The organism is Secundilactobacillus malefermentans (genome assembly GCF_008033155.1).
Classification (GTDB): domain Bacteria; phylum Bacillota; class Bacilli; order Lactobacillales; family Lactobacillaceae; genus Secundilactobacillus; species Secundilactobacillus malefermentans.
The window spans coordinates 406,810-431,378 of sequence record NZ_CP042371.1 but is presented as its reverse complement, the minus strand read 5'-3'; the positions used below and the strand labels follow the sequence as shown (position 1 = coordinate 431,378).

Below are 24,569 nucleotides of genomic sequence, written 5' to 3'. Positions count from 1 at the left end.
AATGCTAATATACTAATTGTCGGTGTAGATAATTGTAATCAAACAGTTAGGCTGAAAATGTTTTATTATTTGTTATTTTGTTATATAATGAAACCGTTAACATGATCTTTTATTTATAGAGGGATTAACTACAAATTGAATATAAAATTAGGGGGTAACAAATTTGAGAGGGAACAATTTTGTTAAAGCCAATAGTGATGTGAAAGAACATTACAAAATGTACAAAGTAGGGCGTAGATGGGTGTTTGCTGGGATTACACTTATGACGTTTGGGTCGATGGTTCTTTTTGGTTCTCAAGATGTAAATGCAAGTACAAGTGAAATGAATAATGAATCTTCTAGTTCAGTGGCCAACAACAGTTCGGTATCAAACAATGAATCGAATACAGCGGTTATTAGTTCAAGTTCATCTAGTGTGCAAAAAACGAGTTCTTCTGATGAAAAAAATGAAGATTCAGCTGGCAGTTCAACTACAGAATCTGGTTCATCTTCTAACCAGAGTGGAAGTGTGGTACAAAATAAAGCTGCCGATGAAAATACGACAGATTCCAGTGATGCGGGCACGACTTCAGAAAAGAAAACAACATCTGATTCAGAAAACGTAAAGTCTGATACCAATAGTGATACAAAGGCTGATACTAATGCGGATACGCTGGACAATATAGATAAAAAAGCTGTTGATAATACGGATATCAAAGCTGATAGCTCAAATGTTGATGTAGCCTTTGACGGTCAGTCAGCTAAAGCGACTGTATTCAAGGCGAGTTCGAGAATGTTAACTTTAAGTGATGCTGTTTTGGCGGATGAGACAACTTTGGCTCAGTCTATTACTGTGGCTTTAAATGGTGTTACCACCGAGGTAGCAACGATTAATCTTGCAGATGCCGATGAGCTAAATGGTAGCAAGCCAGCACCAAGCGAAGTTCAAACATTAACCTTTAGCGGAACTTTTAATCCGGGGGACTCTTTTACTGTTTCCCTACCAGATGAATTTAACATTACGGGATTTGATGATGGCGGTGCTCAAGATGGCAACGTAATTACCTTTACATATGATGGTACGACCACCGCAGTTGTGAGCTATAAAGTGGAGTTTGATATTGTCGATTTAACAGCATCTGCACTTAAACAAAACCAGGCCCAAATTCCAGATGGGACTGTTGTTGATGTGACAGTTTCTAAGAATGGGGTTACAGATAATAGCATGGCGGTTACGTTGACTAACCCAACCCAATATTCAATCATTAAAGAAATTAAACGGGTTGTTCCAACTGAGGCAGATTCTCCTAATATTGTTGCTGGAGAAGAATACGGTTATCGGATTCGACTTGGAGCCGCAGATTATGATGGAAATGGCTGGCAAGTGGGCAATGGGTATCGTACCCAACTTACTAATGCGGTGGTTACGATTCCTGTGCCAGCAGGCTTTATTTTAAATACGGCTGATTCTGGTTTACTTTCAAGTTCTTCTAATGGAGAAAATGGTACTACTGGTTTGGCAAAGAATAGTGATTTGATCTTTTCGCAACCCGATGGTACAGGTGGTGACATTTTGGTGACCTTACCAGACGGCGATTATTTAGATGACTTTAATCTTTATTTAGCAGGTAGTTATGCAGATGGAACTATTGGAACGGTTACTGCCACAGGAAATGCAACGTTAACTGGAACACTCATGGGCCAAACAATTACAACGAGTGCTTCAACTGCAATGAGTGACACTTTAGCGACAGAAAACTATAGCACCTCTTATATATTAGGGAGTCAAAACAAATCTAATACCCTTTTGATTGGGTCTGACACGTCTGGCGTCAACAAAGGTGGTATGGGGTACATTAGTGTAAAAGATAACAGTAATTATGAAACTGGAGTTGATTATACCGTTACGTTGCCAGATGGTATGAGTATTACCGGTATCCAGGCTCCTTCAAGTAATTTTAAAACAGGTACAGAGTTTACAATTACAGCTACTGATATAAATGGGCAGACTTATACCGATACAGTCGGGATGGGTGACACATATTCGTTTGGCAATACAGCTCGAATTGCGACAATTAACGTGATGTCGACAGCACTTGATCCTGGTGATGGTGTAGATGGAACTTTTGCTCAAAATAATAATTATACCTATGCACTTTGGCTTTTAGGATCATTGGCAGATACTTATGATGATGGTAGTAGCTTGACTTCGGGAGATACATTGACATATACAGTCACTGATAACACTTCCGATGCAACTAATTCAAATACACAGACACTTACGAATGTGCCGGTTTCTGCATTAAGTGCAGACTCAATTACGTATACCGTACCCTCTACTGTTTTAAGTAGCGGTGATAAGATTACGGGAACTTATAAAATTGATATGGGGAAGGCAACCTTTAATGGTGCAGAAAATGATCCTACTCCTTTTGAACCAATTGTTTATGTAGTTGCGCCTGACAATACAGTGTTCGATAGTGATAATCCATTTGTTTTTGATACTACAGACACAGACTACAATGATGTTAAGGTTACAAAGTTGGCGGATTTAGATGGTCGCGAAGTTTACGAACTTGATTGGACAGGCACTGGTGATTCGCCATTGATTCACTTTACTGCTAACTATGTTGTAAAAAATAACCTGGTAGCTGGAGATACTGTTTCGATTGATCCTACTTTGGCCAATGGAAACGTTTTTATTACCTCTCCCGAAAATCTAGTTTCAGTAGTCTATCGTGACACTACTTACTTTACTAATGTGGCTGATCAAGTAACTGATACGGATTGGACCATTGATAATGGTGCACTTTATACGTATTACAAGTCATCATTATGGCAGACTGCTATACCACAAACGTTTGATCCAGTTGCAAGTATTAAGTCTGATGCAGATAGCGACTATTTGAACTATGATTCTAGCGATGTAGCCGGCACGTCAGCTACTTTCAAGAATACTGATTTAAATAATGGTAAAGATGGAAGTGTTGAACTATTTATCAATAATGGTTCTTCAATAACCTATGCAAATGCCTATCAAGTATTTAATGTGGGTCCTTATTTACAAATGACGGGTGCGGGTGATGCAACCGATAATGGGACTTTGTTGTATAGTACTAGTGCTATAGACACTGCTAGCATCTCAAACATCTCTGATTTTGATAGTTTAGGATTAGTTCCCGCTGACCAAATTACTGATTGGTCAACTGTGAAAGCAGTCGTCCTTGAAACCACGAATCTAGAAGGCAGCTCTGCGGTAAAAGCAGACTTACCAATTGAAGTAACTAGTGCAACGGATGATGGAGATTATCATCAGGAAGCTGTTCAAACATTTGCGACCAATGCCAGTGGTGCTTTGGTAACATCAACCTCGCAAATTAGTCTTAAGACATTACAAAAGATTTCGTACACTGTTGATGTTGTTAATCAAGATGGTGAGTATATTAGCAATACTATTTATCCAAATGATCCAACTACGGTTGATGATGGATTTGTTGGAGATGAAGTATCAGCCCCAACCATTTCAGGATACACACTAACGAGCGACAATAATTCGGTTGAATTGACTGAAGCTGGACAAAATATTGTATTCACTTACACAGGGGATCCAGCCAGCGCAACAGTGACCTACGTTGATGATGACGACGAAGGTGCCACAGTTGGTGAAGTAGGAACTTTAAGTGGTAAGACCGATGATGTTGAAACCGTTACGGCAGACGTTCCAACTGGGTATCAATTAGCAGATGGACAGGCTGCGACCGTGACAACGACGTTGTTAGCTGGAGAAAATACAGATGACAACGTGGTAATTCACTTAGTTCACAAGCACAGTACAACGTTGCCGGATGGGTTTACTGGAACCACAACCTTAACGACTAGTTACAAAGGTGCGGGGGCTAAAACTCCAGGCAGTCAAACAAGTAGCATTACCTGGACCACTGATACTGATGAGGTAACCAAGGTTACTACGTATACGCCAAGTGGTGATTATGAAAAATTTGAAACACCAGTGCTTGAGGGTTATACCGCAGATGCTGATGATAATAGTGACGTAACGAGCACAGCGGTAACTACGACAGCGCCAACCGATACCAGTAAAATGATCACGTATAGTGCCGGTGAGGCGAGTGCCACAGTGACCTACGTTGATGATGACAAGGAAGGTGCCACAGTTGGTGACGTAGGAACTTTAAGTGGTAAGACCGATGATGTTGAAACCGTTACGGCAGACGTTCCAGCTGGATATCAATTAGCAGATGGACAGGCTGCGACCGTAACAACGACGTTGTTAGCTGGAGAAAATACAGATGACAACGTGGTAATTCACTTAGTTCACAAACACAGTACAACGTTGCCGGATGGGTTTACTGGAACCACAACCTTAACGACTAGTTACAAAGGTGCGGGGGCTAAAACTCCAGGCAGTCAAACAAGTAGCATTACCTGGACCACTGATACTGATGAGGTAACCAAGGTTACTACGTATACGCCAAGTGGTGATTATGAAAAATTTGAAACACCAGTGCTTGAGGGTTATACCGCAGATGCTGATGATAATAGTGACGTAACGAGCACAGCGGTGACTACGACTGCGCCAACCGATACCAGTAAAATGATCACGTATAGTGCCGGTGAGGCGAGTGCCACAGTGACCTACGTTGATGATGACAAGGAAGGTGCCACAGTTGGTGACGTAGGAACTTTAAGTGGTAAGACCGATGATGTTGAAACCGTTACGGCAGACGTTCCAACTGGGTATCAATTAGCAGATGGACAGGCTGCGACCGTGACAACGACGTTGTTAGCTGGAGAAAATACAGATGACAACGTGGTAATTCACTTAGTTCACAAGCACAGTACAACGTTGCCGGATGGGTTTACTGGAACCACAACCTTAACGACCACGTATATAGGAGCCGGTGGAAGAACGCCAGTTTCAGCAAGCAGTGATGTGACATGGACCACAGATACTGATCTCGCCACTGGAGCCACGGTCTACACGCCAAATAACCAGTATGCAGTAGTTAACACGCCAGTTATTTCTGGTTTTACGGCTGACTACTCTGACAATAGTGACGCAACAGCCGTTTCAGAGACAACCACACAGCCAACTGATGTGTCATTTGAGATTAAGTACACCCCAACTGACAATATCGACCATAATACGGGAAACGGTAATCCGACAGTTGACGAAATTGTTGTTACGCGAACGATTCATTACACAGGTGCCGGAACACTCAATCCAACTGATGTTGTGGAAAAAGTTTGGTACAAGGCAGTTACCAATACGACTACTGGGAAGACCGCGTGGACTCCTCAAGGCGTTTATTATGAAGTAACTACGCCAACTTTAACTGGATATACGGTGGACATAGCCAAAGTAGCGATGGAATCTCCAGAAGCAATTATTACTGATCAAGGAGTTGTCCCTGAAAATACAACGATTACGGTCACTTATATAGCTGATCCTGTTACGGGAGGCGGTGGATCCACTACAGAACCAGGAGATGGAGTAAATTCCGAACCAGGTGAAAGTGGCGACAATTCTAATCCTGGTGGAGACAGCACTATCCCAGGCGACAATGACACTGGTGAAAGTGGTAAGGACAGTAGTGCTGCTAACACGAGTGGTGTTGATGATAAATTATCAAACCATTCTAAGCTTGACGAAGAACAAACAACTCATCAAGCAGTAACCCGTATGGAGCATGGTGTTAACCAAGCCAAAACGGATGGATCCTCAGCCCAATCAAGCCAGAAACTTCCTCAAACCGATGAGAGTCAGAATAAGGAAATGACGATACTTGGATTAAGCCTAATGGCAATTCTCAGCTTGTTTGGATTAGCTGGAAAAAAGAAACGTCAACATTAGTGGGAGGTAAAAGCAGGACAGACAGGCTTTAGAAAATTTTCAAAGTGTTAAGCTTATAAATAAAGATTGTATTAAGAGGACGCTATCACAGGTCTTCTTATTTTTTTGAGAAAAAAGCTTGCATAATATGTCGGAACGACCTATAATCGATAAGTCGTAACGACATATGGAGGGAAACGATGTACGAATTACTAATATTGAGCATTTTGAGAAATCGGGATATGTCTGGTTATAAGCTTGGACAGGTACTAGAAAGTAGTCTGGTGCCCCGTCGAGAAATTTCAAATGGCGTCATTTACCCGCTATTAAATCGGCTCGAAGAGAATGGCGACATTTTGGTGACGGAAAAGTCTGGGGAGCCGCGGAATAAGAAAATGGCCCACATTACCGAACTGGGTGAGCAACATTTTCAAGAGCTCATGCGGTTACCTGTCGCGAATGATGCCAAACGAGAATCCACCTACCGTTTTAAATTTCGGGGAATGGTTGGTGTGGATAAGCAAACCCAACAACAAATTCTGAATGATTACGCGGCGGCAGTTCAATCGGATCTCACACTTTATCAACGAGACCAGGCACATTTGAGGAAACAAATCCAAACTAAAAATGGGAACGTGGCCTCTTTGAGAATGGCGGTTAAAGCGCTAGACCTTAGTACCTCCATTTGCCAAACGAAACAAAGTTGGATTAAAGAATACAGACAAGAATTGGAACATGAGGGAGAATAACATGCAGAAGAAAACATCAATTAAGCAATGGATAGCTTTAACGGCGATGGGTCTCGGTGTATTTATGGGATTGCTGGACGTCACCGTCGTTAACGTTGCGTTGCCAACAATGGCCAAAGATTTTGATACAACGTTTACCAACTTACAGTGGGTACTGAACGCATACACATTGGTCTATGCGGTGACGCTACTGATTGCGTCAAAACTGGGGGACATGTTTGGTCGAAAGAAAATTTTTGTGGCATCCATGTTTTTATTTGTAATTGCATCAGCAGTGAATGGTATGGCAACCAATTTACTGGTGCTTGATATTGGACGAGGCGTTCAAGCAATTGGTGGCTCAGGAATGATGTCACTGTCAATGGCACTTGTGGCGTCGAACTTTGAAGGTAAGCAACGGGGATTGGCACTTGGAATTTTAGGATCCATTATGGGAATTTCAACCGCGTCAGGTCCGTTGATTGGCGGATTCCTAGTTGAAAATTTCGGCTGGTCCTCTATCTTTTACGTCAACGTACCAGTTGGAATTATTGCCGTCATCATGACGATTATTTACGTAAAGGAAACGCCAAGTTACGGGAAGGGTCAACGAATTGATTTGGGAGGAATGGTCCTCTCAGCAGGTGGAATATTTGCCATTATTTACGGCTTAATCGTCAAAGAAAGTCATCCCCACCTGGATTGGACCAGTTTCCAAATTATGGGTTGGCTACTACTCGGAGTGGTGCTCATGATTATATTCGTCATTGTTGAGCAGCACGTGAAGCAACCAATGGTCGATCTTAGTATGTTCAAACGCGCTCACTTTATCGGCATTATCCTGGTGGCCTTTGTATTGGGATCGGCAATGTACGCGTACAACGCGTATTTGACCGCCCTAATGCAAAATTACATTGGCTATTCTGCCGTTCAAACGGGTCTCCGGCAGCTGGTGATGAGTGCCTGGTCGCTGATATTAGGACCGGTCGTTGGGATTTTGGGTGCTCGCTACTCAAAGAAATGGATGATTATCACTAGTCTGTTTATCGGTGGAGCCGGATTCATTTGGATGGCTCAAGCGGTTGGCCCAGCGGTATCCTTTAAGGCAATATGGCCGGGGATGGTTTTAATCGGAATTACAAACGGAATGGTCAATCCGTTGTTAAATACAACCGGGATGGAAGGTGTCATCCCGAGTGAAATGGGAATGGCCTCTGGTCTACTAAATGTTTTCCGTCAGTTGGGTACCACGGTTGGTGTGGTAGGCTTGGGACTCGTTCAGGATTCAAAGTATGAAGCCTACTTAAGCAACCATCTTGGAAGTGTTAAAATGCCGGCGCAAGCTTTAGCAGGCTTGAAAAAGGCGTTAATCGATGCTGGACCGTTTTCTGGTCATGGCATCGCATTTTCAGAACGGTTAAGTCGGGCACCATTTGCGAAGGCGTTTCAACAGGTCGTTGTAAACGCCTATGACAAAGGCTTCTCAGCTGTTTCCTTAACAGCTGCGGGGATTGTCATTGTTGGTGGGATTGGCGCTGTTATTCTCCTAAAAAATCATGTTGAAGGAATTGACCTTACAGACAAGAAAAATTAAAAATTAGACAAAAAGAGGTGGCTTAACATCAATCAGATGTTGAGCCACCTCTTTTATGCTCGGAATCAGTCTATTTTTAAATTGGTTAAGGCACTAATTGCCCACTTCACTTAGCCAACCCTGAATCTGGTTCTTAATCTGATCTAAAAAGCTGGTGCCATCGCTAGTTTCTCCATCACTGGTGGTACTTTCTGAACTGCTAGACTCATTAGGAAAATCGCTTGAAGATTCTTCACTTGAGGACGAGTTGCTTTCAATCTTGTCCTTGATGCCGGAAACGTCACTGCTAATTTTATCCTTTGCTTTGGAAGCGGTGGTGCTAGAACTTGAGCCTGCTGTTGAACTGCTTGAGCTACTTTCAGCTTGTGCTTCAATCTTAGATTTAATTTGCTTGTATTCTGAGGAGTTCTTTCGAACAAGGGTCACGGTAGTTTGATTGCCCAAACCAGTAATCGATTTACTACTGTTGAACGTTACCTGATCACTATCTGCAGAAAGGGTGTAGCCCGTTACGTCGGAATCAAAAGTAGCTTGAGAATTCGAGCTCTCATCCTGGAAGGTTCCGGTGACGGAACTGGTTTGCTCGTTGCTAGGGGTATAAGTGAATTTGTCACTCGTTAGGGTTAGCGTGCTCAGACTGTCAATATCATCGACAGAGGTGTAAGTTGCACCATTAGCATTGCTGATTTCGACCCATGAACCGGTTAATTCAGAACGAGAATTGCGCCAAACGTTAAAGCCAACAATCACCAAGACAATTACCAACAGCCAAAGTAAGAACTTCCGCCAACGATGGTGTTTCCTCTTTTTGTTTGCCTTTTTATCATATTTATACGTTTGTTTTTGCTGCTTTTTCTGGTTTCGCAGTTCCCTGCGACCCATGAGTTCATCATGATTGTTTGACATCACTAACACTCCAATGACTTCAGATTAACAACAGTATACGTTATTTTCGCCAAATAGCAGCTAAATGATGCCATTCGTAATTAAAGCTTATTTTCTGTTAGGCGGGCTCTTAATTCGGGTTGACTGGCATAAATGTAAAGGCCGTGGACGCCGCGTTTAAAGAGGACGTTTAGTGTATTCATAATTAGCTGCTTTTTGAGTTGCACAATAGTTGCGGGATCCGTGATGTCTGGCCGCTTTTTGAATATCTCAACATCTGTGACCTTGTTTAAGTTAACGGTCACGGCGTCCGTTTCTGGAACGTATTCGATGGGCGGCCCTAAAATGACGCCAACATAATTTAGATCAAAGCCTTGGACCGTGTAGATCGAGCCAACTTCGTTGATGGTCTCTGGCTTTTCCGCCCAGGGAATTTTGGAGTAGTTATATTGATCCCAGGGCAAATGAAACTTTCCTTCATCGATATAATGTTTGCCACCATCCAAGGTAGATGGATAGCCAGTCGTCGAAACAATCCGGGACAAGCCGTCTTCACGGTCATGCTGACGAATTAGCTGATACATTTTTTCAGCATCGGCCATGATGCGAAAGTCGAAGTTTCCAGAAGTTGACTGCGGCATTGGCTTAATCTTTCCGCGAATAAACGCATTAATCCAGTCAACGATTTCAGGACTGGCCTGCATTCGAAATTGGCGGTGCAGGTCGTACTCCGCATGAATGTACTGGTCGACGATTTTTTGGAGTCGTTCCCGATTCCAAAAGCTCTTTGTTTTTAAGACCTGGTACTCGTCAAAAACAAGTACAACCACTTGGGCTCGTTTGATAATTTCAATCAGTTGGTTATCCTGATCAAAATTATTATAACGATCGGGACGCGAAAGGAGGAGGTGCGCCTCATCAATCACGGCAACGTCGTAGTGTTCATCCTTTTTAGCTGCCCGATTAATAAACGTCGTCGGTCGGTCAAAGTTCTTTTTAAGCATGTGGGGTAATTCCCCAGCGATTGATTGGTAAACTTTTAAAAGTTCAGGATGATTGACCAGGAAGATATTTTTGGTGTGGTAAAGGGGACTATTCTCATTTGCTGCGGCAGTTTGCAGATCGTTGAAAAGCTGACTCAGGACGACGCTTTTGCCAGTTCCGGCGTCTCCGCGAATCGTGAAAACGGCGTGCTGCTCCGCGTGCAAGTTTGCGATAATGAATTTCTCAACGGTCTCTTTTAATTGCTTTTGTTCGTTTGAAAGCGCCTTGAAGGGCGAAATTTTCTCAATTGCTTGGTTAACAGATTCTTGCATAACGATTGAACAACTCTTTTCTGATTGATGGGTTAATGGTAAGCCAAAATCAATTCATAAAGCAACTAGATCCTTGGTTGCACCCACCGTTGCTTTGGATAATAATTGAATCCTCAAGGAGGAGTTAAAATGAAGTTACAAAAATGGGTGCCGCGGTTCGTCATAATCGGAGTCGTTACGTTGCTGACGTTAACTTTAGTGGGGAATAATACGGTTAATGCGAGTTCAACGAAGAAGCAACAACAGGCAATTACCAAATTGATTAAGCGGGATATGCGGGGAGTTGGCGGTAAATGGTCAGTCAAAGTTACCCGTTTGTCAGGGGACAAATTGTCTGTTACCACAGGCAATCACAAAGTCGGAAAGCAGCGTTCAGCCAGCACCATCAAAGTGTACGTTATGCTGACGGTATATCAGTTGGCGAAATCAAAGCGGCTGAAGTTGACTAAATCGGTGAATGCCGATTTGAGAAGAATGATTGGCTATTCCGATAATTCCGCAACTAACCGACTGATTCGGCGAGTGGGCGGATTTAAACGAGTGACGAACACTGCAAAAAAATATGGGTTTAACCACACGATATTGAAACGGTTTATGTTGGGGTCACTGAAAAATGGTGATAATTATACGACCGTTACGGATTTAACAAATTTTCTAACTAAAACTTATCGTCACGACTTACTCGGCAAAAAATACGATGGCAAAATGTTAACCTTACTCCGGCACTGTCGGAATCACAGTAAGCTGCCGAAGTTGGTTAACCATGCAGTGGTTTACAACAAAACTGGTGAGTACCCAGCCAAAGGAGTGCAAAATGATGCGACCTTGTTTAAAACAAAGCAGGGGGTCTATTCAGTCGTGGTGATGTCACAGGCTGGAAACCAGGCTAAACAATATAAGGCAATGAATCGATTAGGAAAAGATGTCGTGAATCGACTAAATAGGAATTAAAAAACAGTCAGAATTTTTTTCTGACTGTTTTTAGTTCTATTTAATTTTTTCGTTTGCAATGGCCTCAACGTAGCCCTTTGCAATCTTATCGATGTTTTTGTTGAAGTGTTTGTAGTCTGATTTGTTGGTGATAAAGCCTGATTCAACCAAACTGTAGTCGATTCCGCGACGGCGGAGAACGTTGCAGTTACGCAAGTTGGCTCGGTAGCTATAACCATGATAGGCGGGATTTAGGCCAACGTACTTCTTGATGACTTTTGCTAACTTTTTGTCCCGGGTGGTTGGGTGTTTCTTGTGAATAATCACGTGACCACCATGGCCACTAGGTGCATCTAAGTGAAACATGATGACCGTGGTGCTTTTTTTGATTTTGTACGAGCCCTTATGGAAAACTAAGGTGTCGCGAACAATATTGTGTTTTGGATTATAAATAGTCACGTTGCTATTCTTAATCTGCTTTGCGTATTTTGCCAAATGTGGCATCAGTTTCTTACGCATGACGGTTGCTTCAGTCGTACCATTTCCCCGAGCACCACCATCACCGGCCCCGTGTCCCATGACGAGCAAATAATGATGCTTTTTAACCTTCTTTGCCTTCTTGACTTTTTTAGTGGTCGTCGCACTAGCCGTAACCGTTTCCGGTTGAATCGTTGCGACGCTAAGGGCAATCAAGGCTAAAATCGCCGTGAAAAGTAGCATAAATCGTTTTGATCGTTTCATAAGCTCCTCCAAGAGTATGACATAGCTCCATTATAGTATAGAATCACTTATGATTAAATAACTTATTGACCGGTAACGAGTGCAACAACGAAAACGAGCAGTGCGCCCAAAAATTGAATGACGTCAAACAAAAAATGGGTTAAGATGTTCTGCCAAATATTCTTTGAGAAAAAGTAGATGAGGGCGTACCACGCACCAACAAGCATATAGGGAATCATGGCGATAACGTTGCCATCAAAGTTATTCCAGTGAGCAAGGCCAAACAGAACGGAAGAGATGATGAACATCAACCAGGTGAAAATCCCCCGATTCTTCCATTGATAAAAGAGAACGTGTCTAAAGATGATTTCCTCGCTGAACGGTGCCATTAAAACGGTGAGGCTCCCAACCAAGCCGACCGTCGCGATTTGGATACTTAATAAGTCCGCTGAGTTCGTGCTGGCTGCGAGTCCGGTGCTGGTTAGAACAAACCGGGCCCCAGCGAGAATTGCATAGGAAACAATGACGCCCCCGACTGCGAGTAATAATTTGATGAACCAACGCCGTTTGAAGATCTGCCATTCGGCCGCCAGCACATCGTGATACAGACTAATCGCAACGATGAATCCTGCGAGAAATACTAGGGTGCTGAGCGAAACCTTGATGAGCTGACTTGTCGGTAGTTTGGCCACCGCAGCGCCAATCAGTAATTCCAATGGAACAATGAGTAGTGCAGTAATCGTTTTTAATGGGTTAATGGCTTGTTCTTTTGAATGAGGCATAACGAAGACTTCCCCTCTAAAATAGATTCTACCCGTAATATATCATTGAAATGGTGGATTGAAGTCAATATTTGAGACAGATTTTAAGAGACATTCAGAACCGCGTTTACCTTCCACAGCTCAAATAAATCATTAATCGCGATTAATAACTTATTTGAACCCTGGAAAGCATTAAATCAGGCGGCCATTTGGCTCGTAAGTGTTGCAATTTCAACTTGTAAGGGGGTCTGGTAGCCCAGTGAACTATGAATTCTCTTCCTATTGTAGAAAGCATGCACATATTCAAAAAGGACGGCAGCGGCAGTTTCATAATCTTCAAAGACCGGCACTGGATAAACACATTCCTTTTTGAGGGAAGCGTGAAAGGATTCCATTGGCGCATTATCATACGGACAACCCTTACGGCTGTATGAGTGGCGGATATGTAGCTCAGTTAAACGTTGATTGTAATCATCGCTGGTATACTGTGATCCTAAATCCGTATGGATAATCAGGTCCCCAGTAATGGTTCGATTTTTAACCGCGCTTTCAAGGGTCTTTAAGACTAAATCAGTATCCATCTTTTTTGAGAACGAATAGCCGATAATCCGTCGTGAGTGCAGGTCCATGATGGTTGATAAGTAACACCAGCCATTACGCTTCGTTTGAATATAGGTCATATCAGCGGTCCATTTTTGATTTAAACCAGTGGTCGAGAAATCCTGCTTAAGCAAGTTGGGACGCTGTTCAACCTTGGTTTTGGAAGCCGAAGCCGCTTTCCACTTATTGACGGTAACGGAGTGGATATCCAGTTCCTTCATGAGCCGGGAAATCCGTCGTGGACTGCACCGAAGCTGCAGTGGTTGAAGTTCCAGATTCAATTCATGGTGGATCTTCATAACACCGTATCGCTGCTTAAATTCCGCAAAGATCCGCAGAATCCGTTGTTTCAAGCCCGCATCTTCGGCCCGGCGTTTTGAAGGTTTGGGGGATCGATAACGATAATACTGAGCTCTGGAAACACCGAGGATTCGGCACATCTTGGTTACCTGGTGGTGGCTTTCTTGGTGAATGTAATCAAAGATATTGGTTACTTCTGCGCAAGGAAGCCCAGGGCTTTTTTTAGGATTTCGTTCTCCTCAGACAGCGAAGCCAGTCGCTTTTCCATCGCTTTGATTTCGTCTGGCGATTTACCGGATTGAGTTTTGGCCTGGCCCTGGATCCACTTATGAACTGTTGAATAGCCAATGCCATATTCTCTGGCCAGTTGGGCAGCTGATTCGCCTTGCTTATATAGGTTGATAATGTTTTGTTTGAATTCTTTGTCGTAACGAGTTGGCATGTAAAAATTCCTTCCTTTTGAGAGATGATTTATTCATTATACCCTCTCTTAAAAGTTGTCTCAGGAATCAGCTTACATCCATGGTAAGATGCAACTAATTGTCCTTATAATGAATCTTTCAATTCTAAAATAAAATTTAAGAGGATTTCATGAAAGCATCAGCACTAAATTCAAGCTTTCTTCCATGTTTTCAGAAAGTAGCCTAGAAATGCAAATATTAATTTGAAAGATTATATGCTATTCTTGTTTCTAAGATAATGTAATCGCTTACTTTTTAAGAAGCTACTTATCCAGAAGGGATGAAATTAATGGACAACAACGTGACGGAAAAGACGAAGGGGTTTCATTTATTTAAGCTCCATGTCAAAGAAACAACTGATGGATACACGGATAAAACCCCAATGCTGCAATATATTTTGGTATCGCTATTATTTCCAATGTGGGGTGCCGCTGCAAGTTTAAATGATATTTTGATTACACAATTCAAGACCATTTTTACGCTGTCAAACGTGGCGAGCGCTTTCGTCCAGACCGCGTTTTATCTTGGTTACTTTCTCATTGCCATTCCAGCTTCAACTTTAATTAAAAAAACGTCGTACAAGCTCGCCATCATGACGGGATTATCCTTATACACAATCGGCTGTGCGCTTTTCTTCCCAGCGTCACGGATGGCAACATATGGGTTCTTCTTGGTCGCACTGTTTGCGTTGGCGTGTGGGTTAAGCTTTTTGGAAACCGCATCAAATACCTACAGTTCACTTCTCGGACCCAAGCGACTCTCAACACTTAGACTGAACATTTCACAAACGTTCTATCCTCTGGGAGCCATGGGGGGAATCTTACTAGGGAAATACCTGATCTTCGGAAATGGGGCTAGTTTGGAAAAGCAAATGGCTGGACTCAGTGGTCATGAGCGATTGGTCTTTGGTGAAAGGGCACTGCAAAACACCTTGTTACCATATAAGTACATCATCTTTGTCCTCATTTTTATGCTGATTATCATTGCGTTGACCCAATTTCCAAGTGGAAAGCCTAAGTCAACGCCAGAGCATACCGTTGAAAAGGCAAGTATCGGTGAGACGATTAACTATTTGACGCACAACAAAAAATTTCTCCAGGGAATTTTCGCTGAATTTATGTACGTGGGGATGCAGACGGCGGTGTGGTCATTTACCATTCGACTAGCCATGGAAGTTGATAGCTCAATCAATGAACGAAGTGCCTCAACCTTTATGGTTTATAGTTATGCCGCTTTCTTTATCGGTAAAATGATTGCGAACTTCATGATGAGGAGTATGTCACCATCACGAGTCCTCCAAATTTTTTCCGTTTTAGGAATCTTAAGTTTGCTCTACATTGTCTTTGTTCATAACATGTCCGCCGTGTACTTTGCCATTCTGGCTAGTGGCCTGTTTGGCCCATGTTGGGCAACAATTTTTGCACAAACACTAGATACAATTACGGATAAGCGTCATACTGAAACGGGTGGCGCAATTGTGGTGATGTCCATAATTGGTGGCGCTTTCATACCGATTGCACAGGGATTTGTTGCTGACAAGACGGATATGTCGATTTCATTTATCGTCAATGTTGTCTGCTTTGCAGTCGTCCTAATTTATGCGACGGGGATTGTCCACAACCACAAACAAGAATCACTTGAAGATTAAACAATTTTTTTGGAGGCCATTGGCATGAAGCAAATTAATTTAAGTCACGCAATGTTTAGTTCAGATTCGTTTACGATTTTTGAGGATGATGATTTTGAAATCACAACCTTCACTTATCCATCAGGAATTGAAGCCTTAAAGTTAACAAATAATCGCGGTCATTTGACGGTGTTGCCGTTTCACGGATTAATCATTTGGGATGCAATTTTTGATGACATTTCATTGAAAATGAAGGACATGTTCAGCCAGCCACTCCCAGGTCCCGGAATTGCGGATACGTACGGATGCTTCCAGTTTACATCTGGTCTTTTAGCAAACGGGACGCCAGGTCCAGAAGATGATTACCAACTTCACGGTGAATTTCCAACTTCTGAAATGGATCACTCATACCTAACAATTGAGGACGGGGCCATCACCATCCACAGTGATTACGAATACGTGAAGGGCTTTGGCTATCACTATTTAGCAGAACCATCCGTAACGCTTCATAAGGATAGTGGTCTTTTCGATATTCAGTTAACCGTGACGAACCTGTCAAACTATCAACCAATGCCACTTCAGTACATGTGCCATATGAATTATGCGTACGTGGAGAATGAAGAGATTAGTTCCAATATTCCCGACGAGGCGTTCCAACTTCGCCAAACGGTGCCAAGTCACGTGCATCCAACACCGGAATGGACTGCCTATAACGAAAAATTAAAAGCCTCGGGAAAACTAATCAATAAGTTAGATGATAAAGAGCACTATGATCCCGAAATTGTTTTCTTCTCATCTGATTTAACGAAATTTGGAAAAGAAGCCGAGTTTAGGGTGAATGTCGGCAATGGTCATAATTTCTTAACCAAATTTGCGACAGAACAATTTCCAATTGCAACTCGTTGGATTTTGTATAATCCAGATCAACAGGTGGGGGCCTTTGCGTTACCAGGAACGAGTCGTCCGGAGGGATTTGCAGCAGCACAAAAAGCTGGTACTTTAATTCACTTAAAGGCGCATGAGTCACGTGAGTTTAAGGTGACGACAGGGTTAGAAAATTAGTGAATTCACAAAAATAGGATGGGCCGACAAGGCTCATCCTATTTTGCTATTCCATTTTTTAGCCAGCTTACTTTGAATCGATAATCCGTTAACATTTCCGCTTCCGTCCAGTGATTGGCGTACGAATCCATCAACGTATCAATCGTTAATTTCATGGTGAAGTAGAGAAAACTGGTTGCCTCTTCATCCGTATTGATTTCAAAGTGATTGTTCTTTAAGATTTGTTTCCAAGGTTCAAGGCCGTGCACCACGTTTGCCCGGTTAGAAAAGTTGTTGGGATTTTCAGTCAGTAATTTTACTTGCCGAGCCTCAACACTATCTGCTTTTAAGTTGATTGTTTGAACTAAAAATAATTCGATTCCCGTGAAGAAATCATTTTGATGAGTCATGATGTTCATGATAATTTTACCGTGAATTTGGCCTGCATAGTGGCGAATCAAATCTTGGTACGCATCGTCTAAGTCTTCATAATATTTATAAAAGATGCCCCGCGACATCCCCAATGCCGTGACGATTTCGCTAACTGTGACTTGGCTGACTGCTTGGTCAGTAAAGATGGGTAAAAGAATCCTGCGAATTTCATTTTTTCGCTCATTTGGTAAATGGTCGAACGTTTTCTTTGGCATAATGGGTGTCCTCCAAATTTTCTATATGCAAAGTATAGCACATTTAAAGTTTATAGTGACATTTTGTCACCGTAAGTGTATTCTTGATTTATGAAATGAATTAAGGGGGAATTGTGACATGTATTTAGCATGGAAAGAGATGCGTTACGCCAAGCTACGTTACGCACTTATTATCGGCGTGATGGTATTAGTTGCCTACGTGGTGTTTATGTTGACCGGGTTAGCAGACGGATTAGCAGATGGTAACAAGCAGGCTGTTGTGGACTGGAAGGCAAGTTCGGTTATCCTTTCTAATGACAGTAATAAAATTGCAAGTGCTTCCTCAATGAAGCAGTCAGATTTAAAGTGGGTTAGCGTTTCCGATAAGAATAAAGCAGGCGTTGGTTACTTTCCAACGGCGGTCCAGCATCAGAAAAAGAGTGAAAAGCAAAACGTGTCTGTATTGGGTGCGAAGAAGAGTAGTTTTGTAGTTCCTAATGTGACGAAGGGTCGACTCTACCAAAATAAGCATGAGATCATTATTTCCCAGAACTTGGCAAACCTTGGTTACCATTTGAATCAAAAGGTGAAGCTGGGCAGCGATAGCAAATTATATAAGATCGTCGGGTTTAGTAAAGCAACGAAGTTTAGTGAGGTGCCAGTGATCTATTTGAATTTAAACGCCTTCGCGACTTTGAAGTATGGCGACCAAGTATTTAAAAATAATGGCGAAAAGCCACTTAGTTTAATTGCCATCAAAAAGCAATCGGCCAATAAACTGACGGTCAGCCAGAGCAGTGACGACACGAAACTAGATAAACTTAGTGTGAACACGTTTATCCAGAATATTCCGGGATACTCAGCACAAAATGTCACACTTGGGGCGATGATTGGGTTTTTATTTGTAGTTGTCGCTGCAATTATTGGAATCTTTATGTACGTCATGACACTTCAAAAGACGAGCCTGTTTGGGGTCATGAAAGCGCAAGGGATTAAGACCAGTTATTTGGCAAAATCAATTGTGGGTCAGGCACTGATTGTCGGAGTTGTGGGTGTTGCGATTGCATTTGTTCTGGGTTACCTGACTGGATTTGGGTTACCTGAAACGATGCCGTATTCAACTGATTTGGGTCAATGGTTATTAGATGGCATTGTCTTAATTTTAGTCGCAATTATTGGCGGTTTGTTCTCAATTCGAACCGTTACCAAAGTAGATCCGATTAACGCGATTGGAGGCGAGTAGGATGACACCAGTTTTAAAAATGACCCACATTAATAAGCGATTCGGTGCTGGTCATACTGAAGTAGATGCGTTGACTGACGTGAACTTTAGCGTTGAGGCGGGACAATTTGTCAGTATTATTGGGCCCTCAGGATCTGGAAAAAGTACGTTTTTGACCATTGCGGGTGGCCTCCAAAGTCCGTCCGATGGGAGTATCCACATTAATGGTACGGAGCTTAGCCATATGAATGCTAAACAACTGTCGGAGGTCCGATTTAATCAGTTGGGATTTATTTTGCAGGCGTCCAACCTAATTCCATTTTTGAAAGTTGCTGAGCAATTTGATTTGGTTGAAAAATTGACGCATCAGTCGATTCAAGCACGAGTTGAGTCCCTTCTAAAGTCGCTTGATATTGAAGATCTGAAGCAAAAATATCCCAAGGAACTATCGGGTGGGGAACGGCAACGGGTTGCCATTGCCAGAGCATTAAGCAATGATCCCAGTTTGATTTTAGCAGACGAACCTACCGCTAGTTTGGATTCAGAGCATGCCTACGAAGTTGTGAAAATTTTAGCCCGAGAAGCTCATGAGCAAAACAAGGCCATCATCATGGTGACCCATGATGAACGGATGACCCAGTGGAGTGATGAAGTGTACCGGATTGAAGACGGGAAGTTGAAAATAAAAGAAGATTAGTATATGAAGCTTCTGCGCAAACGATTACTGGTTACACGTTAATTGATAACCCAACTAATTCTCCTGATGGTGGAGTTGGTACGATAATAGTAGAAACACGGCACTGATTTTTAAGTAGGGGAGCTTAATTCCGCAATTTAGTGGAATTAGGCTCTTTTTAATACACTTATCATTATATTTGAAGCTATTTTTCATAAAAAATAACGTTCCATATCCGATATATCCAAAAGGAGAGGAACGATAGTTGTTAATGAAACAAAGTATTCAAAATTGTTTTTTTTGAGAAAAAAATGACGTATAATGAAAGCGGTTTAGGAAGTTTATAGGGACTAAATTTTTTAATCACAAGTATTTCATATTATTTAGGGGGTAAAAATATGAGAAGAAACAATTTAATTAGGGCTGAGGAAGACACTAAGGAACATTACAAAATGTATAAGGTAGGTCGAAGATGGGTCTTTGCCGGTATGACGATAATCACTTTTGGATCAGCATTATTAATGGGACAAGTGACCGCAAATGCTAGTGATGAGCAATCCACAGAAAGCACAGACGCAACTACTGCCACGAGTACACAGAGCTCAAATAGTCAAAATAAACAGGTTACCTTGAGTAATAGTAGTTCCTCAACTTCGGAAAGTGGGGATTCCTCAGAATCTGAGAGTGAAGTTTCTGCTTCACCTACAAGTCAGACAAATTCATCCAGCGAGCCAACTTCGAAAAAAGCTGATTTAGAGACGAATCAAGGTACGACTGGAACGGATACAGTAGCTACGAATAATGGCTCAAGCATAGACTCAAAAACTAAATCTAATAATGAAAATGAGTCTAATGAGTCTAATGAGTCTAATGAGTCAAGCGAAGTGACACCTAATAAGGAAAAAACAACTACACCTAAGTTGGATGCAACTATCAAAAAGAGTCAGTTAAGAAAATCAACTAGAATGGGACTCTCTGACGCAACAATTGCTAAATTAAATGAAAGCGTTAATGATTCTTTAGTTGATAGTACAAATGTGACACGAGCTGCAACAAACTCAGGAATTACGATGGCCGCTGCTGATTCTAGCTTCACTTTATCTTCAGATAAGATTGGTTACGGATCAGATGGAAATGGTATTAAAGTAACCTTCACTTTTAGTGGTAACAAAGGTGATATTTATGAAATTTTAATACCAGCAGATACAGCTGCTTATAGTTTACAATCAGTTCCAGTGATGCCAAGCACAATGGGGACAACGACAACAACGAAAAATGCCGACGGATCAATGCTAATTACGAATACCTTGCTGACGTCAGCAAGTTACAGCCAAGTTTTAAAACTGAATCAAATTAATAACTATCAAGGTCAAGCCGCTCCAATGGATGAAATTGGTACGACTATTAAAACAATTACAACAACTAAAAATGGCGTTATTCAGTCAGAGGCTAGTTTCACGCAAACGATTACGCCCAATGCAGATATTTCAGATCCAGTCCGGACAAATCCGAGTTCCACTGCAATTAACAACCTATTGCCGAGCACGGATTATGTTTATGAGGTTGACATGAATGAAGCAGATGGGGTCTTAAATAACGACTATACGTCAAATAGAGTCAATTCTGCGGCAAACTATGGTGGAACTACTGTCACGATTCCAGTACCAGCAAGCTTTAAATTGAACGTGGATTTGACATCAAGCCTGAATAGCTTGACGAGTGGAGATGGAACAACCATCACCCAGCCAGATGGTGAGGGCGGTGATATTATCATTACTGTGGCACCAGGTAAAGGAAGCCAAAATTTTAACGGGTTACCAGCCTATAAAATTGCTGGTAGTTATGATTTAGAGCAAACTGATCAGCCGCAAACATTGACCGCAAATGGTAACGTTAAGATGACTCAGGTCATTAATGCAAACGGAGATGTCCTGACTGCGGAAAGTAAGAATCCTTGGACTGAAACCATTCTCTCCGTTGGAAATGACGATGGAACACCTACTGACTCCACCGCCAAACTCGTTGCATATGGAAATAGTAGCGTTGCAGATACAAAACTATTACTGGATACAGATGAAAGTAATAATCCGGACTATCTAAATAGCTTTGGTTTTACCACCTCAACCGCTGCCGGTATTAGAGATGCACAGATTACCATCAATATTCCTGATGGGCTGGATGCAACAAGCTTCAAGGTGCCAGATGGTGGTGCTTCGACAGTTGCGTACCTAGAGGGAACCACGTCATATGGATACAGTGTCGTTTTGGCAGATGGCACCACAGAAACAGGTATTGTCCAAGCTGGAGGAACGGTTACTCCTAAATCAAATTCTGCTATTCGGACAATTGTTTTAACACCAAATTACTTAGCACCAGGAGCAACAACTGGCACGACTACAAGTCAAAGAATCATTGTTTACGGTAAATTGTCTGATGAATACGATAATGGAAATCCAGTTCAAAGTGGTGATGAACTAAAGTCATCAATTTCGCTTTCTTCTAAAAATGCAGGAATTGTCTCAACTGACGATACATCATCAGTTACACAAACAGTTATTACTCCGGCCGACACGGTTGCCAAGGCTACTGGTTACGTGCACCAGACCAATAAAGCTGCTGGAGCAACATCTGCTGGTTTAGTGTCATTGGCAATGTCTGGAAACACGAATCAAACTGCAAATTCAATTTACGAACCAATATACTACTTTGTATTGCCAGCAAGCACAACCGTTTCAAGTATGACTAACGTTCCTGATGGCGGTGTGATTTCAGAGTCAGTTGCTAACGATGGTCGAGAAGTCGTAAAAGTTGACTACACTGGAACAGGTCAGTCGATTTCTACTCAAGAAACCTACCTTATTTCTATCGAGCTGGACAATAATAGTGACGCATTGCCGGGCAGTTATCCGACAACAATGTACGTTACTTCCCCAGTAACGCAACTTCAAAATAAAACAGCAGTGATTGATACTTCACTTACTGATGGGGATGACAAAGCCGTTTTAATGGGTAATGGCCAATGGCTGATTGAAAATGTAACGGCCGTATTTGGTTCTACCTTCGCAAAGGGCAATGAAGATGTTATCCCAGTAATGTCTGGTGAGTCACTTCGAAATGGCGATCCAACGTTGACCTTCTACGATTCAATCACGAATACAAATGCTTCACCAGCGACTAATTTAATTTCAGTCGTTAATTTGCCAACAGTCGGTGATGCAGCTGGTTCTGAATATACGTTTAAAATGAGTGGTGCTGTAAATCTACCAACTACTTACCAAACGGCCGATGGAACTGTTGAAATGACGGATGGTCAAACGCTCACTGCGATGTATTCGACCCAATTGGCGGATTTAGTAGATGGTGAGCCAGATCTTTCCAGCTATGTGACTGCTGATCAAGTTACAGATTGGAGTGCGGTGCGTTCAATCGTATTCAAAGTTAGCTCACTGCCAGCATCAGCAACAACTGGTAGAATCGCAATTGAAGGGACAACGGATAATTTTGCCGTTAATACACCAGAGCCAACCCAAATTGGATATCTTGAAACGGGCTTCTCTGCTGATAACTATAATTATTCCTACGCTGATCCTTCTCAAAACGCCTCGATTACAATCAGAAATTATGTAACACCAAGTGCTGAATTAAATAGTCAATCATTTGCCTATGATGGGACAACCAAGGCCAGTGATGAAGATGATTTAACAGCCACAATTTCATTTTCAGATGGTAGACCACAGGCTGTGGTTAGCCTGAATAAGGAAGATGTCACCTTTGCAAAAGATGGTACTGCAGTTGGCTCATATGATTACTCGCTGAGTTCAACTGGGGTAACCAAGATTGAAAACACAATTGGGATGACGATTAATACAAGTGGCGTCTTGGGTGCGGTCATCATCACACCAATCAAGACAACGGTTACTTTGAATGACGGTGGATTTAATTTTGATGGTAAGACCTTTGCTAGTGAAGCTACAGGTTTAACAGCAACGGTAACACTACCAGATGGTACGAAGTCAATGTCTCTCACGACAGCTGATATTACGGTTACTGGTGACGGAACTGCAGTTGGACCATATACCTATACGCTAAGTGATGCTGGTTTAGCAAAGTTAAAAGCGTTGCTTAACGACTCAAATTACCAACTCGATGCGATTGATGCAAAGGGGACTATTACGATTGCCCCTTCCACCTTGGAAGTAACGTTAACAGGGAAAGAAACCGAAATATTCAATGGTACGACTCAATCACCACAATCAAGTAACTATCAGGTAACTTTGCCTGATGGAACGACGCTGAAGCTGGAAGATTCAGATATTGAGTTAGCCAGTGCCAGTGATGGATTACATCCAGGTACTTATGAAGTTGTCTTGTCACAAAAAGGACGAAACAAGGTTCAGGAAGCACTTTCCGATGCATCTAGTGTTATCTACAAACAAGATGCAACTTTATCAATTACGCCGGCTAAAGCAAGTGAGGTTCTTGTCAATAGTGCAACTATTGCATATGGAACGCCAACGCCAACGTTTACCAGTTCATTTGGCAAAGGATTGGATGCCGTACCGCTAACAAATAGTGACTATGAATTCTATGATGTAACTGGTCAATTATTAAGTGGAATTCCCACTGCAGTAGGTGTTTACACGGTTAAATTAAATCAAGCAGCTCAGGACCGGACTGCAGCTGCAAATATTGACTATAGTTTTAGTAATCTGACATTTGTATCCGGTATGTTCACTATTTTGCCGACTGATCCTACCGAACCCGGTGGCGGTGGTGAAACTACTGAACCTGGAACACCAACGATTCCTGAGAATCCAACGACTCCCGAGAATCCAACAACTCCCGAGAATCCAACGACTCCTGAGAATCCAAGTGTTCCCGGAAACCCAGAAAATCCTGTTAAACCAGGAGATGGGGGATTGGGCGGCAATTCAGGTCAAGGTGGCTCGAATGAACCAAATTCTCAAAAACCTGGGAATCAGAATCCTGATGTTACTGGTCAAAAGGTAAGTGCTGGACAAGCTGACTTAATGACTACTAACACTAAGCAATCAGTAGGCAATCAATCACAGGCCGAAAAGTTGCCACAAACGTCTGAAAGAAGCGAGAATCCATTTGTCCTACTTGGATTAAGTTTGATGAGTGTTCTTGGACTCTTAGGACTTGCAAGACGTAAAAAGCAAGAATAGGAATAAGTGATAAAGGAAGATAGCGAAAACGCTATCTTCCTTTTTTTCTAAAAAGTCAGCACA

The 24,569-nt window shown here is 42.2% G+C and carries 16 protein-coding genes; 9 read left to right on the top strand and 7 right to left on the bottom strand.

The genetic code is table 11. The annotated features are described in order from the left end of the window. Positions 1 to 163 precede the first annotated feature (163 nt). The 3 genes from FGL90_RS02185 to FGL90_RS02175 all read left to right on the top strand — a co-directional run bounded on the left by FGL90_RS02185 (position 164) and on the right by FGL90_RS02175 (position 8,152). Positions 164 to 5,851 (top strand): KxYKxGKxW signal peptide domain-containing protein, encoded by a 5,688-nt coding sequence (locus tag FGL90_RS02185; RefSeq protein ID WP_147656670.1) that lies wholly within the window; start codon positions 164 to 166, stop codon positions 5,849 to 5,851. A 179-nt stretch (positions 5,852 to 6,030) separates the two neighbouring features. After that, positions 6,031 to 6,579 (top strand): PadR family transcriptional regulator, encoded by a 549-nt coding sequence (locus FGL90_RS02180; RefSeq protein WP_010619530.1) that lies wholly within the window; start codon positions 6,031 to 6,033, stop codon positions 6,577 to 6,579. Between the two features lies 1 nt (position 6,580). Continuing rightward, positions 6,581 to 8,152 carry an MFS transporter gene (locus FGL90_RS02175; protein ID WP_010619531.1) on the top strand — a complete coding sequence of 524 codons (1,572 nt, stop codon included), beginning with the start codon at positions 6,581 to 6,583 and terminating at the stop codon, positions 8,150 to 8,152. 93 nt (positions 8,153 to 8,245) lie between these two features. Here the strand turns inward: FGL90_RS02175 and FGL90_RS02170 are convergent, their stop codons facing one another. Both FGL90_RS02170 and FGL90_RS02165 read right to left on the bottom strand, forming a co-directional pair. After that, on the bottom strand, positions 8,246 to 9,058 hold the full coding sequence (locus FGL90_RS02170) for a hypothetical protein (RefSeq protein ID WP_147656668.1): 813 nt from the start codon (positions 9,056 to 9,058) through the stop codon (positions 8,246 to 8,248). Between the two features lie 80 nt (positions 9,059 to 9,138). Next, entirely contained in the window at positions 9,139 to 10,353 is a 1,215-nt protein-coding gene (locus tag FGL90_RS02165) for a DUF2075 domain-containing protein (protein WP_147656666.1), read from the bottom strand. A 129-nt stretch (positions 10,354 to 10,482) separates the two neighbouring features. Here FGL90_RS02165 and FGL90_RS02160 point away from each other — a divergent pair, with 129 nt between their 5' ends. Next, complete coding sequence (locus tag FGL90_RS02160; RefSeq protein WP_147656664.1) at positions 10,483 to 11,304, top strand: serine hydrolase; 822 nt, start codon at positions 10,483 to 10,485, stop codon at positions 11,302 to 11,304. A 36-nt stretch (positions 11,305 to 11,340) separates the two neighbouring features. Here the strand turns inward: FGL90_RS02160 and FGL90_RS02155 are convergent, their stop codons facing one another. The 4 genes from FGL90_RS02155 to FGL90_RS10535 form a co-directional block, all read right to left on the bottom strand. After that, positions 11,341 to 12,024 (bottom strand): N-acetylmuramoyl-L-alanine amidase, encoded by a 684-nt coding sequence (locus tag FGL90_RS02155; protein WP_147656662.1) that lies wholly within the window; start codon positions 12,022 to 12,024, stop codon positions 11,341 to 11,343. Between the two features lie 62 nt (positions 12,025 to 12,086). Then, a complete protein-coding gene (locus tag FGL90_RS02150; RefSeq protein WP_147656660.1) occupies positions 12,087 to 12,785 on the bottom strand; it encodes a CPBP family intramembrane glutamic endopeptidase in 699 nt (232 codons plus the stop codon). 176 nt (positions 12,786 to 12,961) lie between these two features. Next, positions 12,962 to 13,804 carry an IS3 family transposase gene (locus FGL90_RS02145; RefSeq protein ID WP_029327644.1) on the bottom strand — a complete coding sequence of 281 codons (843 nt, stop codon included), beginning with the start codon at positions 13,802 to 13,804 and terminating at the stop codon, positions 12,962 to 12,964. A 50-nt stretch (positions 13,805 to 13,854) separates the two neighbouring features. Then, entirely contained in the window at positions 13,855 to 14,106 is a 252-nt protein-coding gene (locus FGL90_RS10535; protein WP_002816285.1) for an IS3 family transposase, read from the bottom strand. A gap of 308 nt (positions 14,107 to 14,414) precedes the next feature. Between FGL90_RS10535 and fucP the strand changes: the two genes are divergently transcribed. Both fucP and FGL90_RS02130 read left to right on the top strand, forming a co-directional pair. After that, positions 14,415 to 15,773 (top strand): L-fucose:H+ symporter permease, encoded by a 1,359-nt coding sequence (gene fucP, locus FGL90_RS02135; protein ID WP_010619536.1) that lies wholly within the window; start codon positions 14,415 to 14,417, stop codon positions 15,771 to 15,773. A 24-nt stretch (positions 15,774 to 15,797) separates the two neighbouring features. Beyond that, positions 15,798 to 16,814, top strand: a complete 1,017-nt coding sequence (locus FGL90_RS02130) for an aldose 1-epimerase family protein (RefSeq protein WP_147656658.1) — start codon at positions 15,798 to 15,800, stop codon at positions 16,812 to 16,814. A gap of 38 nt (positions 16,815 to 16,852) precedes the next feature. On the opposite strand, the gene FGL90_RS02125 is transcribed toward FGL90_RS02130, so the two are convergent. Then, positions 16,853 to 17,440, bottom strand: a complete 588-nt coding sequence (locus FGL90_RS02125; protein ID WP_147656656.1) for a TetR family transcriptional regulator — start codon at positions 17,438 to 17,440, stop codon at positions 16,853 to 16,855. 118 nt (positions 17,441 to 17,558) lie between these two features. Here FGL90_RS02125 and FGL90_RS02120 point away from each other — a divergent pair, with 118 nt between their 5' ends. From FGL90_RS02120 to FGL90_RS02110, 3 genes are all read left to right on the top strand, one after another. Then, entirely contained in the window at positions 17,559 to 18,662 is a 1,104-nt protein-coding gene (locus tag FGL90_RS02120) for an ABC transporter permease (protein WP_147656654.1), read from the top strand. Between the two features lies 1 nt (position 18,663). Then, on the top strand, positions 18,664 to 19,338 hold the full coding sequence (locus tag FGL90_RS02115) for an ABC transporter ATP-binding protein (protein ID WP_010619540.1): 675 nt from the start codon (positions 18,664 to 18,666) through the stop codon (positions 19,336 to 19,338). Between the two features lie 377 nt (positions 19,339 to 19,715). Then, positions 19,716 to 24,506, top strand: coding sequence for an MBG domain-containing protein (locus FGL90_RS02110; RefSeq protein WP_010619541.1), 4,791 nt, complete (start codon positions 19,716 to 19,718; stop codon positions 24,504 to 24,506). Positions 24,507 to 24,569 lie beyond the last annotated feature (63 nt).